Raw genomic sequence first — 14,403 nt, 5'->3', positions numbered from 1 at the left:
CGCGGGGGGCACCACCGGCGGTGCGGGTCAGGGCCCGTCGGTCACCAGCTTGCTGCGCGTCAGCAGTTCCTGAATGATCTGGTTGTCGGTCGCTGCCGACCCCAGGCTGAGTGCACTGCGCAGGTCCACCCCCTGCAGCGTGATGCGCTGGTCTTCGCTGGCCGCCGCGTAGGCACCATCGCTGAACCCGCCGGACGAGCTGATGTGGATGATGGTGCTGCCCGGCGTGGAACTCGTGTCGAAGTCGAGATAGCTCTGCAGATTGCCGGGGTTGACGCCGACATGGTTGGCACCGATCAGCAGATCCCGCAGGTCCAGCGAGTCGCCGCCCGCGGACACGGGGGCCACGTTGAAATCGGTGATGGTGTCCCTGGCCGGCGCACCTGCGGCACCCCGGTCGGCCAGCGTCCAGGCGAAGGTGTCGGCGCCGGTGCCGCCCGCCAGCGCGTCGTTGCCGGCCTCGCCGCTCAGGGTGTCGTTGCCGGCGTTGCCGATCAGAAGGTCGGCGTTCGCCGTGCCGTCGAGCGTGTCGTTCCCCGCGCCGCCGGCGAGCAGGCTGCTGCCGTTGACGATGTTCAGGTATTGAGTGGTCGAATGGCTTTCGTCCCCCACGGTGTTCGTCGCATTGAAAGCGAGCAGTGCCGAACCGCTTGCGGTGCCGGTGACGGACAGGGCATCGAGGTTCCAGCCCGTCAGGTCGATCGTGCTGTCGCTGCCGGTGGACGTGACGGTGTGGCCAGCCGTGCCGTCGCTGATCGCCATGCCGGCATTCAAGCCCGACACCGACAGCGCGGTGTAGTTGCCCGCCGAGAGCGTGAGCCTGGTTGCATCGCCATCGTTGGCAACTGCCAGGTCGTGATACCCCGCCTCGACCGACCGGATCGCGGCCACCTGGTCGGCCGTGAGCACGTGGTTGTAGATGCGCACGTCGTCGAGGTCGGCCTTCAGGAAGCGGTTGTCCGCCAGGTCGGTTCCAGCGGCGTCGTTGGCGAAATTGTTGGTCGCACCGAACCCGGCGAGGCGGTTCAGCGTCGCGTTGAATGCGGCGTCATTGGGGGAACCGCTGGCTTCGAGCACGCCATCGACAAAGACGTTGACGAGCTTGGTCCCGGCATCGCGCGTGATCGACACCTGGTGCCAGGTGTCGTCGTTGATGCTCGTCGTGCTGTAGACACCGTTCACGTTGCCGATGCCGAAACCGATCTTCCCCGCGGAGTTGATCGCGCCCCACTGGATGTCGTTCCCGCCGCCGTTGTGCTCGCTGGCGATGACGGCAGGCGAATCCCAACCGGCTGCGTTGCCGGCTCCGGTCTGCGTCGTCTTGATCCAGAAGCTCAGCGAGCCCGTGCCCATCAGCGGCGCCGTGGTGGCAGCGCCCAGCGCGATGAAGCTGCCCGTGCCGTCGAAGTGCAGGGCGGTCGCGGAGGTGCCGGAGTGGCCAGCGACCCAGGTGGGCGGCGTCAGCGGGCTGGGTGTGGAGTCGGTGAGCGTCCCGGTGCGTCCGTTGTACTGGTCGACCGTCGATGCCGCCGCGCCTTCGTCGAAAGTCCAGCGTCCGACCGGCGTCACGCTCAGCGTCGGCGTTGCGGCGTTGTTCACCGGCGTCACGGTGACGTCGACGTGGGCCGTTTCGATGGCCCCCCCCGAGACCACGGTGTACGTGAAGCTCGTGGGCGGGCCGTTGCCGGTGTTGTAGCCGGCAGTGGGCGTGAACAGCAGCTTGCCGTCGGCCTGCAGCAGCACCGAGCCGTTCGCCACCGCCAGCGACCCGCCGACGGCGATGCCCAGGCCGTTGATCCCGGTCACGGTGTGGTCGGGGTTGGAGAACGTGTCGTTGGCATTCACGTCGATCACGACAGGCTGGTTCTCGAACGTCGTGGCTGCGTCCGCCAGGACGTCGGCGGTGGGCGCGACGCTGATGCCGACGGTGCTCAGCACCGCGGGCACCAGCCCGTCTGAGGTGCTCAGCGACAGTTGTGCCGCACCGTTGAAGTCGGCCGCAGCCAGATAGCTGGCGCCTTCGAGGGCGAGGTTGATGGTCGCCGGCGAGCCGGTGACGCTGACGACGCCGGTGCCGTTGCCGGTCACGGAAACACCGGCCATCGAGCCCAGCGAGAAGCTGCCGTTGGACACGCTGATGGTCGTCGTCAGCGACGGGCTGTCGATGTCGGCGACGCTCAGCGCATTGCCGTTGGCGGCCGAGAACACCAGCGGCGTGTCTTCGCTGCCCGCTTGCGACGAGGGCGCCGTGTTCACGGGAGCGTCGTCGCCTGGCAGCACGATCACCGGAATCGTGACGTTGCTGGAAGCGGTATCGCCATTGGCCGCCTCGCGGCTGGTGGCGGTGACCGCAAGGTCGAAACTGCCGCTGAACTGGAGCGGCGGCGTGATGACCAGCCGATCGAGCGCCCAGTCCGTGACGGTCGCGTCCGTGTGGCCGGCCGTCGCGGTGAAGTTGTGAATGCCGTCCGAAAGCGTGGCGCCGACCGGGATCTGGCCGATGGTGACCACCGAAATCGCTTCCGAACCGTCGCTGTCGGTCAAGGCCACGGCGATCGGTGGCAGGCTGATCGGGCTGTCTTCGACGCCGGTGCCCGTCAACGGGTAGTAGCCGCCACCCTGGCTGCCGACCAGAGCGCCGTGCGGCGCGCCGACGGCATCGAGTGCCTCGAGGCTGGGGACCAGCGTGAAGTTGCTGCTGTCGAACACGACCGGCGGCGCGCCGTCCACTTCGAGCGTGAGTTCCGCGTAGCCGGGACCATCCCCGTTGTAGAAGATGAAATCGATCGTGTAGTAGCCCGAGCCGGCCGGCACGAACGGCGCGGCTTCATACGGGCCCGGGACATTGAATCCTTCCTGGAAGATCGTCACGCCCCCGAGGACCATGGACACGGTGTCGTCCCGGGTGCCGGTGAAGGTGTAGCTGTGCCCGGCTTCGAGGTACACCAGACCGCTGATCCGGTAGGCTTGGTCCTGGACGATGTCCGGGATCGTGTAGGCGTTCCCGATCGTGACGTCCGTCGGGACCAGGCCGGCGAGCGACGCGGCGAGCGACGTCGGGTCTTCAGCGCTGAGCGGGTCGATCGTCGGCGCATCGTCGTAGCGCTTGAACGTCCCGCCTTCGACGGCGCCCGGCAACTGGTCGTAGAGCTGTCCGCCGGTGAGGCCGATCTCGATCCGCGGCGCGTCGGCCACCGGGGTGACCGCGATCGGCACGGTGGCAACGATGGGCGCTGCCCCGCCGTCGCTGGTCCCGACAGTCAGCACGTCCGGACCGCTGTAGTTGCCTGCGGGCTGGTAGCCGAGGCCATCCAGCGCTGCGTTGATCTGGTCTGCCGTGCCTGACAGCGTGAGCGAGCCACTGCCGTTGCCGGTGATCGTCGCGCCGCTGCCGGCCGCGGCGCTCAGGCTGCCGTGGCCGACGGTCAAGGTCGTGGTCAGCGTCCCGCCGTCGATGTCGGTGACGCTGATCGCGTTGCCAGCAGCGATCGAGAACACGTGGGCGGTGTCCTCAGGCATGGCCTGAGTCGCGGGCAGGATCTGCGCCGGAGCATCGTTGACCGGAGTGACCGTGATCGCCGCCATGGCAGGAGCCGACACCGCGCCGTCCGAATCGGTGACCGTGAACTGCACATCGACGCTGCCATGGAAGTCCGGCGCCGGCACGAACACCAGCGAGGCCGCCTGGGCCGCCGTCAGTGGGCTGCCGGGCACGACCGGGGTGCTGCCGTCGGCCAGGAACAGCTGGCCTTGCGCAGCGGACGGCAGGATGGTCACGGTGACGATCGGCGCCGCGCCGTCCTCGGGGTCGGTGCCCGACAGGTTCAGCGAGATCGGGCCGCCATCTTCGGGGCCACGGGCCGGCGTCACCACGGCCGCGGGCGCCTGATTGGGGCTGGGCGCCGACGGCGGCGCGGCGATGACGCCGAGTTGGCTGGTGTCTTGAATGCTGGCGTCGAAGGGTGGGGGTGTTGCACGGGCCGACGACGGTGCATCGACCGCCAGCGAGCCGCTTCCCACCGCCTCCGAGATGCGGCCGACCCGCAGCGCCGGAGACGCTTCACCGCCGCTGGCCGTTGCGCCGGCGGCCGTGGCCGCGTCGGGGTTGCCGTCGTTCAAGGCCTGGATCACCCGGTCGATGTCCTCTGGCGCGCCGGCCACCACCGCCCCCGGTGCCCCGACCGGGGCTTCGATCGACGGCCCATCGGCCGCGGTGCTCCAGGTCTGGCCGTCGCCGTTCTGGATCTCCACGATGCTGCTTTGCGCCGTCAGGATCACGTCGCCCTTGTGCACGACATCGCCGACCTGAAGCGGGCGGGTGCTGCCGTCGGGCAGCCGAACGAGGGCGGTGCCCCAGACCGCAGTGACTTTTCCGAGCTGAACGGTGGCGACTACGGGCACGGTGATCCTTTGCTCGCGGCGAGGCCGCAAATCCTGATGTCGAGCATATCGGGCAACGGCTTGCCTTATTCAGCTCGATCGATGCCTGGTCGTGATGCCACGCACGAAATCAGCATCGAAATTGAACTTAAGGTTTTCGGCCGGCTGCCTCAAGCCGTGCCGGCTTGGTGGAACTTCGAAGGGTGGGAAGAGCGGTCGACCGGCTCAACCGTCACCGTTCCGAGAGCGCGTAGGCCTTGCCGCGCAGCACCGGCTTGAGCAGGTAGGACATCACCGTCTTCTTGCCGGTCAGGATGTCGACCTCGGCCGTCATGCCGGGGATGATCGGCAGCTTGTCGCCGAGCTGCGACTGCAGCGTGCGCACCCGCACGACGAAGAACGCATTGCCCTTTTCGTCGACCACGGTGTCGGGACTGATGTTCTCGACCTTGGCGTCGAGACCGCCGTAGATCGAGAAGTCATAGGCCGTGAACTTCACGGTGGCCTGCTGGCCGGGATGAATGAAACCGATGTCGCGCGGGACCACGCGTGCCTCCAGCACCAAGGCATCGTCGAGCGGGACGACCTCGACGATGTCGCGGCCCGACTGCACCACGCCGCCGACGGTGTTGGCCAGCAGGCGCTGCACCCGCCCGCGGACCGGCGACTTGACCTGGGCCTTGTCGACCTTGTCGCTCAACGCGACGCGCCCTTCGGTCAGTGCGTTCATGCGGCCCATCACGTCGGCCAACTCCTTGCGGGCCTCGTTGCGAAAGGCGATCTCGGTCTCCTGGATCTTGCGCTGGGCCTCGCCGACGGCGGCCAGCACGCGTGCGATCTGGGCGCCGGCCTGCTCGACGTCGCCGCGGTATTTGCTCAGGTCGCGCTCGAGCCGCAGGATGTCGACCTCCGAGACCGCGCCGGAGGCCAGCAGCGGGCGGGTCTTCGCCAGTTCCTGCTGCGACAGATCCAGCCCGCGCTCGGCCGATGCGCGGCGCGACCGGGCCTCGTTGAGTTCCTGCTCGCGCTGCATCAGCTGTTGACGGCTGATCGACACGATGGTGGAGAGCTCGGACTGGCGCGATTCGTACAGCCGCCGCTCCTCTTCGAGGATGCGCCGCTCTTCCGGATCGGCGCTCGGCGGCGGTGGCTGGAACGGATTGCCTTCAGCCAAGGCCCGCAGCCGCGCCTGCCGTGCCAGCAGCGCAAAGCTCTGCGCCGCGTTCTCGCGCACACCCGAGGTGGCGCGCGTCTCGTCGATGCGCAGCAGCAGCTGGCCCGCCTCGACCACCTGGCCTTCGCGCACCAGGATCTCGGACACCACTCCGCCGTCGAGCGACTGGATCACCTGCAACTGCCGCGACGGGATCACCTTGCCGTCGCCGCGCGTCACCTCGTCGATCCTGGCCAGTGCTGCCCAGACGAGCAGCAGCGCCACCACGCAGACCGCCGCACGCACGATGGTCTGTGCGCGCTGCGTGCGAGCCCGTGCCAACAGGGCTTCGGGCTGGGCGTCGTAGCCGGCGCTGCCGGCCGGCGCCTGGGGAGCCACCGGGCCGAACACGTGCTTCGTCAGCGGATCGAGCAGCAGACGCAAACGCTCCAGCAGCGCCAGCAGCGCGCGACCGGCGCGCATCAGGCGCAGCGGCGGTGTGTCGTCGGCGCTCATGCTAGGCAGCCCTGGTGATGCGGCCAGCGGCGAGCGCCTGCATGATCTGCTCGCGCGGGCCGTCGGCGACGATCCGGCCCTGGTCGACGACGATCAGCCGCGTCGCCATCGGCAGCAAGGAGGTGCGGTGCGTGACCAGCACCACGGTCTTGCCGCGCGCGAACTCGGTCACGCGCGCCGTCACATGGGCCTCGGTCGCGAAATCCATGGCGCTGGTCGGCTCGTCGAGCAGCAGGAGCGGCGCGTTGTGCAACAGGGCGCGCGCCAGGCCCACGCTCTGGCGCTGCCCCCCCGACAGCGATTCGCCGCGCTCGCCGACCGGCATGTCGAAGCCGCGCGGATGACGGTTGACGAATTCGCCGAGGCCGGCGACCTCGGCCGCCGCCACGATGGCGTCGTCGTCGGCGTAGGGCAGGCCGAAGGCAATGTTCTCGCGCAGGGTGCCGAAGAAGAGCGTCACGTCCTGCGAGACGTAGCCGAGGTTGCGGCGCACGTCGGCCGGGTCGAGCTGGCGCAGGTCGATGCCGTCGAGCAGCACCGCACCGGCGGTCGGTGCGTACAGGCCGAGCATCAGCTTCTCGATCGTGCTCTTGCCCGAGCCGACCTTGCCGATCAAGGCCACCCGCTCGCCGGCGGCGATCTTGAAGCTCACGCCGTCGAGTGCGCTGTCGGAGCGACCCGGGTAGGCGAAATGGACCTCGCGAAACTCGATGTCGCCACGCAGCTCGCGGCGGTGGATGAAGGCGTTGCCGGGCGGTCGCTCGACCGGCTGCGCCATGATCTTCTCCAGCGACTCCAGCGCCGTCACGGCCCCTTGGTACTGCAGCAGCAGCCCGACGATCTGCCCGGCCGGCGCCAGCGCACGGCCGCTCAGCATCGTCGCTGCGATCAGCGCGCCCATCGTCAACTGGCGGTCGCCGATCAGGTAGACGCCGACGACGATCAGCGACACGCTCACCAGCTGCGTCAGCCACGCGGTGGCGGACAGCGCGCCCGAGGACAGGCCGCGCATGCGCATGTTGATGCCCGCCAGGTGGGCATTCGTCTGCTCCCAGCGCGCCTGGATCACGCTTTCAGCGCCCTGGGTCTTGACGGTCTCGATCGCGGTCAGACTCTCGATCAGCGTTGCATTGCGCTGCGCGCCGGCCTGCCACGTGGCCTGCGACAGCTCGTGCAGCCGGTGCTGCAGGATGTAGCCGATCACCACGATCAGCACGAAGGCAAGCACCACGGGGATCGCCAGCCATGGCGACAGCCAGACCATCACGCCCACGAACAGCAGTGCGAAGGGCAGATCGATCAGCGCCGTGACGGTGCCCGAAGCGATGAAGTCGCGCACCTGCTCGAAGCCGCGCAGGTTGGATGCGAAGGAGCCCACCGCGGCAGGACGGTGGGACAGCTGCATGCCGAGCACGCGCTCCATCAGGGTGGCCGAGATCTGCACGTCGATGCGTGCGCTGGCCTCGTCGACGAAATGGCTGCGCAGCATGCGCATGAAGAGGTCGGCACTGATGACGATCAGCACGCCGATCGCCAGCGCCCACAGCGTCTCCTGCGCATGGTTCGGCACCACGCGGTCGTAGACGTTCATCGAGAACAGCGGGAAGGCGATCGCGAACAGGTTGATCAGCAGCGCGGCCCACAGCACGTCGCGGTAGACGTGGCGCTGCGCCAGCACCGCGCTCCAGAACCAGTGGCCGGCGCGCGTGGGGCGCACTTCGGGCGTGCGCTCGTCGAAGCGGAACTGCGGCCGCACGAACAGCGTCACGCCGCTGTAACGCGCCGCCAGTTCGTCGGCGCTCAAGCCCACGGCGCCAGCGCCGGTCTCGGGCAGCAGCACCCGCCAGGCGCCGGCTTCGTCGCGCCCCAGCAGCACGCAGGCGCGCTCGCCGTGCAGCACGGCGATGGCCGGCAGCGTGGCGGGATCGATGGCGTCGAGTGCCACCCGTTGCAGACGGGCGGTCATTGCCGCGCGGCTCGCGGCGCGCTCGGCCAGTGCCAGCGTCAGCCGGCCGTCGACCAGCGGCAGGCCGGCCGACAGCGAGGCGCGGGACGCGGCCACTCCGTGCAGGCGGCAGACTTCCAGCAGGCAGTCCAGCAGCGGGTCGGGGTGGATCAGGTCTTCGCGCAGGCGGGTCGTGGGAGCGGAGGAGGGCAGCGGGGTCATCGGGGCATGAGTGTGCTCATGCGATATCGGCACAATGCAGCCCGAATTGACCTCGGACACGGTCGGCGAAATAGCGTCGCAGCGTTTCGGCCGTCGTTCGGAAGGCCAGTTGCTCCCAGGGAATCTCGGCTTCGTGGAACAGCGCGACCTCGAGCGACTCGACGCCCGGCGCGAAATCGAGGTTCTGCAGCTGCGCCCGGTAGAAGAAGTGCACCTGGCCGACGCGCACCACGTTCAGCACCGAAAACAGGCCCTGGAGCGTGACACGGGCGCCGGCTTCCTCGTCGGTCTCGCGCAGCGCGCCTTGCTCGAGGGTCTCGCCGAGCTCCATGAAACCGGCCGGCAGCGTCCACAGGCCGTGGCGCGGCTCGATCGCTCGCCGGCACAACAGAACCTGCTCACCCCAGACCGGCAGCGTGCCGACCACGTTCAACGGGTTCTCGTAGTGGATGGCCTCGCAGACCGTGCAGACCGCGCGTTCGCGGCTGTCGTCCGCCGGGATGCGGTATTCGATGGCACCGCCACAAGCTTTGCAATGCTGGAAGCTGCGCACAAGGAACATGGCCGGCGAGTGTACCGGCGCGTGCGGAGAACGAGCGCCATGCCGGGTGAAGCTCGAGGCCGCGTGGCATCATCTTCAGAGATTCACGCCGCATCTCTGCGACCATGACGACCATGACGACCATGAATCACGTGATTGCCCCGCCCACCACGCCCAGCATCGCCGTGCACGGCAAAAGCGAGCGTTTCCCGGTGCGCCGCATCTACTGTGTCGGACGCAACTACGCCGAGCACGCGATCGAGATGGGCGGCACCGGCCGTGAAGCGCCGTTCTTCTTCATGAAGCCGGCCGACGCGGTGCTGCCGGTCGAGGCCGGCGCGATCGGCGCGATGCCCTATCCCAGTCTGACGAAGAACCTGCACCACGAAGTCGAGCTGGTGGTGGCGATCGGGCAGGGCGGACGCGACATCCCGGCCGCCGAGGCGCTGCGCCATGTGTGGGGTTACGCGGTCGGTCTCGACATGACCCGGCGCGATCTGCAGAACGACATGAAGAAGGCCGGTCGCCCCTGGGACATCGGCAAGGGCTTCGAGGCCTCTGCGCCCATCGGGCCGCTCACGCCGGCGGCGCAGGTGCCCGGCATCCACCGCGCGCCGATCGTGCTCGACGTCAATGGCACGGTGCGCCAGGTCAGTCACATCGACCGCATGATCTGGAGCGTGGCCGAGATCATCGAACACCTGTCGGCCGCCTGGACGCTGGCGCCCGGCGACCTGATCTACACCGGCACGCCGGAGGGCGTCGCAGCGGTCGTGGCCGGCGATCTGCTCGAGGCCCGCGTCGAAGGCCTGGAGCCGCTGCGCGTGCGCATCACCGACTGAGCGATCGCCGTGGAGCTGTACAGCTACTTTCGCTCCTCCGCGGCGTTTCGCGTGCGCATCGCACTGGCGCTGAAAGGGCTGGCCTTCGACTACCGCGCCGTGCACCTCGGCAGGAACGAGCACCTGGCCGATGCCTATGGTGCCGTGTCGAGCGCCCGGCTGGTGCCGCAACTGGTCGACGGCGAAGCCTCGATCAGCCAGTCGCTGGCGATCATCGAATACCTCGACGAGGTGTATCCGCAGCCCTCCCTGCTGCCGGGCACCGCGCTGGACCGTGCGCGCATCCGCTCGCTGGCGCTGGATGTCGCCTGCGAGATTCACCCGCTGAACAACCTGCGCGTGCTGCGCTACCTGGTGCGCGACCTGCAGGTGGGCGAGGAGCCCAAGAACGCCTGGTACCGGCACTGGGTTGCCCAGGGGCTGGGCGTGGTCGAGCAGCGCCTCGTGCGGGAACCGCAGACGGGACGCTTCTGCCACGGCGATGCGCCGACCCTGGCCGACTGCGTGCTGGTGCCGCAGATCTTCAATGCACAGCGCTTCGGCTGCCCGCTCGACCATGTACCGACGGTGATGCGGGTGTTCGAGGCCTGCATGGCGCAGGAGGCGTTCCAGCGCGCCCAGCCCTCGTCCTGCCCGGACTTCGAGGCGTGAAGGCTGCGCTCGCCGGCGCCCTGAAGCCCCGCTTCGCGGGGGAGCGCGTCGGCGCGCTGATGAGCACGCGCAGCGGCGGTGTCAGCGAAGGCGTGTATGCCAGCCTCAACCTCGGCAGCGCCGTCGGTGACGATCCGCAGGCGGTGGCCGAGAACCGGGCACGCTTCGCTGCGGCGCTCGGCGCCACGCCCGTCTTCCTGCGGCAGGTGCATGGCGTGCGAGCGGTTCGTCTGCCGCTCGCCGAGGTGCCGGACGCGCCACCCGAGGCCGATGCCAGCTGGACGACCGAGCCCGGGGTGGCCTGCGTGATCCAGGTAGCGGACTGTCTGCCAGTGCTGTTCGCCGCGCCCGGTGCGCGCGGCGTGGCCGGCGCCCATGCCGGCTGGCGCGGCCTGTCGGCCGGTGTGCTGGAGGCCACCGTGCAGGCGCTGTGCGAAGCCGCTGCCTGCGCTCCCGGCGAGTTGGAAGCCTGGCTCGGCCCCTGCATCGGACCGCGGCAGTTCGAAGTCGGCGCCGATGTGTTGGCCGGCTTCGGCGTGGCGCCCCACGCCGCTCATCCGCGATTCGTACCGCTGCCCTCGGGCAAATGGCTGGCCGATCTGCCCGGCCTGGCGCGCGACCGGCTGGCGGCGCTCGGCCTCAACCGCGTCAGTGGCGGTGCCTGGTGCACCGTCGAGGACGCATCACGGTTCTTTTCGTTCCGCCGTGACCGACCCGTCCACGGCAACAGCGGGCGCATGGCCGCCGCCGTGTGGATCGAGCGGTCGTGAAGCCGCCGCCGCGGCGGCCTGTGCCTCGGCCCGCCGGCGGGCCTTGCGGCGGGCAGGTGTGCTCAACAGGTAGATCACCAGCGCCATCGGCCCCAGCCCGTAGAGAAAGAACGTGATCAGCGCGCCGAGCACGCTGCCCTGGCTGTGAGTGGCCTCCGCCACGGCCATCATCAGGGCCACGTAGAGCCAGGCAATCGCAACCAAGTACATTGGATTCAGTTCTGCGCAAGGGTGAGCAGGATAATGGTTCAGTGCGGCACGCAACGACAAGGGGTTCAACGAAACCCTGCGGGTGGCCGACCATCGACGGCGAGTGGCTGATACACGAGGAGACAGATGAATACAGGCGCAACCGGTTGGGGCGGCGTCGCCCCGGGCATGGACTTCGCCCAGTCTGCTCAGCAATTGGCCGAGGGTTGGACCCAGGCGCTGAAGGGCATGACCGGCGTGCAACTCCCGGCCGATGCCTTGCCGGCGCTGCAATCGAGCTACGTGAGCGAGGCAGCCGCGCTGTGGAACCAGGCGACCCAGGGCGCCGACAAGGCGCTGCCGGCCGACCGTCGTTTCGCAGCCAAGGACTGGTTGTCCAACCCGGCGGCCGCCTTCACGGCGGGCATGTACATGCTGAACGCCCGCACGCTGCTGCAACTGGCCGACCAGGTGCAGGCTGACGAGAAGACCCGCCAGCGCATCCGCTTCGCGGTGCAGCAGTGGATCGATGCGGTCTCGCCGGCCAATTACCTGGCACTGAACCCGGAAGCGCAGCGCAAGGCGCTCGACTCGCAGGGGGAAAGCATCACGCAGGGCCTGCAGCACCTCTGGCACGACGTGCGCCAGGGGCATCTGTCGCAGACCGACGAGAGCCTGTTCGAAGTCGGCCGCAACGTGGCGACGACCGAGGGCTCGGTGGTGTTCGAGAACGAGCTGTTCCAGCTGGTCGAATACAAGCCGTTGACGGCGAAGGTGCACGAGCGGCCGCTGCTGATCGTGCCGCCGTGCATCAACAAGTTCTACATCATGGACTTGCAGCCCGAGAACTCGCTGGTGCGCTACGCGGTGAGCCAGGGCCACCGCGTGTTCATGCTCAGCTGGGTCAATGCCGACGAAAGCCTCGAGCACAAGACCTGGGACGACTACATCGAGGACGCGGTCATCCGCGCGATCCGCGAGGTGCAGGCGATCGCGAAGCAGGAACAGATCAACGCGGTGGGCTTCTGCATCGGCGGCACCTTGCTGGCAACCGCGCTGGCCGTGCTGGCGGCGCGCGGCGACGAGCCGGCGGCGAGCCTGACCCTGCTGACCAGCTTTCTCGATTTCACCGACACCGGCGTGCTCGATCTGTTCGTCGACGAGCAGATGGTGCGCATGCGCGAGATGGCGCTCGGACAGGGCGGCTTGCTCAAGGGCAAGGAACTGGCCGCAACCTTCAGCTTCCTGCGGCCGAACGATCTGGTCTGGAACTACGTGGTCGGCAACTACCTGAAGGGCGAGACGCCGCCGCCTTTCGACTTGCTGTACTGGAACTCCGACAGCACCAACCTGCCGGGTCCGATGTACTGCTGGTATTTGCGCCACACCTACCTCGAGAACAACCTCGTCAAGCCGGGCAAGCTCACGGTATGCGGTCAGCCGCTCGATCTGCGCAAGGTGAAGCTGCCGACCTTCATCTACGCCTCGCGCGAAGACCATATCGTGCCGTGGCAGAGCGCCTACGCGTCCGTCGAGGTGTTGCCGGGCAAGAAGCAGTTCGTGCTGGGCGCGTCCGGCCACATCGCGGGTGTCATCAACCCGCCGGCGAAGAACAAGCGCTGCCACTGGATCAACACGCGGCTGCCGAAGACGGCCGACGCCTGGTTCGAGGGAGCCACCGAGCATCCCGGCAGCTGGTGGCCGGCCTGGGCCGATTGGCTGGGGCCGCTGGGGGGCAAACTGGTCCCCGCACCGAAGACGCCCGGCGACCGGACCCACAAGGTCATTGAACCCGCGCCGGGGCGCTACGTCAAAGTCAAGGCCTGACGGTCTCGGCGCCGCCTGCACGAACATACCCTCAACCCATCGCCGCGGAATCGCTCATCCCCGGTCACACCCGCAAGGAGACTTCTCATGACCACCGACATCGTGATCGTCAGCGCCGCTCGCACCGCCGTGGGCAAGTTCGGCGGCGCGCTCGCCAAGACCCCTGCACCGGAACTCGGCGCCGCCGTGATCCAGGCGCTGCTGACGCGCAGCGGCTTGACCGGCGAGCAGATCAGCGAAGTGATCCTCGGCCAGGTGCTCACCGCCGGCAGCGGCCAGAACCCGGCGCGTCAGTCCGTCATCAAGGCCGGTCTGCCGCAAAGCGTGCCCGCGATGACCATCAACAAGGTCTGCGGCTCGGGCCTGAAGGCCGTGATGCTGGCAGCGCAGGCCATTCGCGATGGCGATGCCGAGATCGTGATCGCTGGAGGGCAAGAGAGCATGAGCCTGGCACCGCACGTGCTGCCGGGTTCGCGCGACGGTCAGCGCATGGGGGACTGGAAGCTGGTCGATTCGATGATCGTCGACGGCCTGTGGGACGTCTACAACCAGTACCACATGGGCATCACCGCCGAGAACGTGGCCAAGAAGTACGGCATCACCCGCGAACAGCAGGACGCGCTGGCGCTGGCGTCCCAGCAAAAGGCCGCGGCGGCGCAAGACGCCGGGAAGTTCAAGGACGAGATCGTTCCGTTCAGCATCGCCCAGAGGAAGGGCGACCCGATCGTGTTCGCGGCCGACGAGTTCATCAACCGAAAGACCAACGCCGAAGTGCTCGCCGGTCTGCGCCCGGCCTTCGACAAGGCGGGCGGTGTCACCGCGGGCAATGCCTCGGGTCTGAACGACGGCGCCGCGGCCGTGCTCGTGATGAGTGCCAAGAAGGCCGACCAACTGGGCCTGAAGCCGCTGGCGCGCATCGCTTCCTACGCGAGCGCCGGCATCGACCCGGCCCTGATGGGCATGGGCCCGGTGCCGGCCAGCAAGCGTGCGCTCGAGCGCGCAGGCTGGAAGCCGGCGGATCTGGACCTGCTGGAAATCAACGAGGCGTTCGCCGCCCAGGCCTGTGCGGTGCACAACGAGATGGGTTGGGACACGAGCAAGGTCAACGTCAATGGCGGAGCGATCGCGATCGGCCACCCGATCGGTGCGTCCGGTTGCCGCATCCTGGTCACCCTGCTGCACGAGATGCAGCGCCGCGGCGGCAAGCGGGGCATCGCCTCGCTGTGCATCGGCGGCGGCATGGGTGTTGCATTGACCGTGGAGCGCTGAGTGGTCGCGCCCCCAAGGCGGGGCACATCCAACAAGACATAAGGGTGAGCCCGCATCGGGCGAATACCCTTGACCCGTTGCGACCGGCACGCGACGCT

General features: G+C 68.5%; 10 protein-coding genes. 5 read left to right on the top strand and 5 right to left on the bottom strand.

Going from position 1 to position 14,403, the window contains the following annotated elements; translation table 11 throughout:
- Positions 1–27 precede the first annotated feature (27 nt).
- The 4 genes from ACQY9S_RS06215 to ACQY9S_RS06200 all read right to left on the bottom strand — a co-directional run bounded on the left by ACQY9S_RS06215 (position 28) and on the right by ACQY9S_RS06200 (position 8,778).
- Positions 28–4,401 carry a tandem-95 repeat protein gene (locus tag ACQY9S_RS06215; protein ID WP_428423956.1) on the bottom strand — a complete coding sequence of 1,458 codons (4,374 nt, stop codon included), beginning with the start codon at positions 4,399–4,401 and terminating at the stop codon, positions 28–30.
- Positions 4,402–4,612: 211 nt separating this feature from the next.
- The gene (locus tag ACQY9S_RS06210; RefSeq protein ID WP_428423954.1) at positions 4,613–6,049 is read right to left on the bottom strand and encodes an HlyD family type I secretion periplasmic adaptor subunit; all 1,437 of its coding nucleotides are present in this window, start codon (positions 6,047–6,049) and stop codon (positions 4,613–4,615) included.
- A gap of 1 nt (position 6,050) precedes the next feature.
- On the bottom strand, positions 6,051–8,216 hold the full coding sequence (locus ACQY9S_RS06205; RefSeq protein WP_428423952.1) for a type I secretion system permease/ATPase: 2,166 nt from the start codon (positions 8,214–8,216) through the stop codon (positions 6,051–6,053).
- A 16-nt stretch (positions 8,217–8,232) separates the two neighbouring features.
- The gene (locus ACQY9S_RS06200; RefSeq protein WP_428423950.1) at positions 8,233–8,778 is read right to left on the bottom strand and encodes an NUDIX hydrolase; all 546 of its coding nucleotides are present in this window, start codon (positions 8,776–8,778) and stop codon (positions 8,233–8,235) included.
- Between the two features lie 122 nt (positions 8,779–8,900).
- Here ACQY9S_RS06200 and ACQY9S_RS06195 point away from each other — a divergent pair, with 122 nt between their 5' ends.
- Genes ACQY9S_RS06195 through pgeF form a run of 3 tightly spaced genes read left to right on the top strand, consistent with a single transcriptional unit; the run spans position 8,901 to position 11,020 of the window.
- Complete coding sequence (locus ACQY9S_RS06195) at positions 8,901–9,599, top strand: fumarylacetoacetate hydrolase family protein (protein WP_428423948.1); 699 nt, start codon at positions 8,901–8,903, stop codon at positions 9,597–9,599.
- Positions 9,600–9,608: 9 nt separating this feature from the next.
- Positions 9,609–10,250 carry a maleylacetoacetate isomerase gene (gene maiA, locus ACQY9S_RS06190; protein ID WP_428423946.1) on the top strand — a complete coding sequence of 214 codons (642 nt, stop codon included), beginning with the start codon at positions 9,609–9,611 and terminating at the stop codon, positions 10,248–10,250.
- A gap of 59 nt (positions 10,251–10,309) precedes the next feature.
- Positions 10,310–11,020: a peptidoglycan editing factor PgeF gene (gene pgeF / locus ACQY9S_RS06185; RefSeq protein ID WP_428425606.1), complete on the top strand. Its 711-nt coding sequence runs from the start codon at positions 10,310–10,312 to the stop codon at positions 11,018–11,020.
- On the opposite strand, the gene ACQY9S_RS06180 is transcribed toward pgeF, so the two are convergent.
- Entirely contained in the window at positions 10,934–11,230 is a 297-nt protein-coding gene (locus ACQY9S_RS06180) for a hypothetical protein (RefSeq protein ID WP_428425604.1), read from the bottom strand. The two genes, pgeF and ACQY9S_RS06180, sit on opposite strands and share 87 nt — an antisense overlap.
- Before the next feature lie 126 nt (positions 11,231–11,356).
- Here ACQY9S_RS06180 and ACQY9S_RS06175 point away from each other — a divergent pair, with 126 nt between their 5' ends.
- Positions 11,357–13,036: a PHA/PHB synthase family protein gene (locus ACQY9S_RS06175; protein WP_428423944.1), complete on the top strand. Its 1,680-nt coding sequence runs from the start codon at positions 11,357–11,359 to the stop codon at positions 13,034–13,036.
- A gap of 87 nt (positions 13,037–13,123) precedes the next feature.
- Positions 13,124–14,305, top strand: a complete 1,182-nt coding sequence (locus ACQY9S_RS06170) for an acetyl-CoA C-acetyltransferase (RefSeq protein WP_428423942.1) — start codon at positions 13,124–13,126, stop codon at positions 14,303–14,305.
- Positions 14,306–14,403 lie beyond the last annotated feature (98 nt).

This window comes from Methylibium sp. (genome assembly GCF_965279545.1).
Taxonomy (GTDB): Bacteria; Pseudomonadota; Gammaproteobacteria; order Burkholderiales; family Burkholderiaceae_C; genus Methylibium.
This window is presented reverse-complemented; position numbering and strand designations above follow the sequence as displayed.

Coding starts and splice junctions, on each gene's coding strand:
- pgeF (WP_428425606.1), top strand. CDS start 10,310: ATGAGCACGCGCAGCGGCGGTGTCAGCGAAGGCGTGTATGCCAGCCTC.
- ACQY9S_RS06210 (WP_428423954.1), bottom strand. CDS start 6,049: ATGAGCGCCGACGACACACCGCCGCTGCGCCTGATGCGCGCCGGTCGC.
- ACQY9S_RS06200 (WP_428423950.1), bottom strand. CDS start 8,778: ATGTTCCTTGTGCGCAGCTTCCAGCATTGCAAAGCTTGTGGCGGTGCC.
- ACQY9S_RS06195 (WP_428423948.1), top strand. CDS start 8,901: ATGAATCACGTGATTGCCCCGCCCACCACGCCCAGCATCGCCGTGCAC.
- ACQY9S_RS06170 (WP_428423942.1), top strand. CDS start 13,124: ATGACCACCGACATCGTGATCGTCAGCGCCGCTCGCACCGCCGTGGGC.
- ACQY9S_RS06180 (WP_428425604.1), bottom strand. CDS start 11,230: ATGTACTTGGTTGCGATTGCCTGGCTCTACGTGGCCCTGATGATGGCC.
- ACQY9S_RS06205 (WP_428423952.1), bottom strand. CDS start 8,216: ATGACCCCGCTGCCCTCCTCCGCTCCCACGACCCGCCTGCGCGAAGAC.
- ACQY9S_RS06175 (WP_428423944.1), top strand. CDS start 11,357: ATGAATACAGGCGCAACCGGTTGGGGCGGCGTCGCCCCGGGCATGGAC.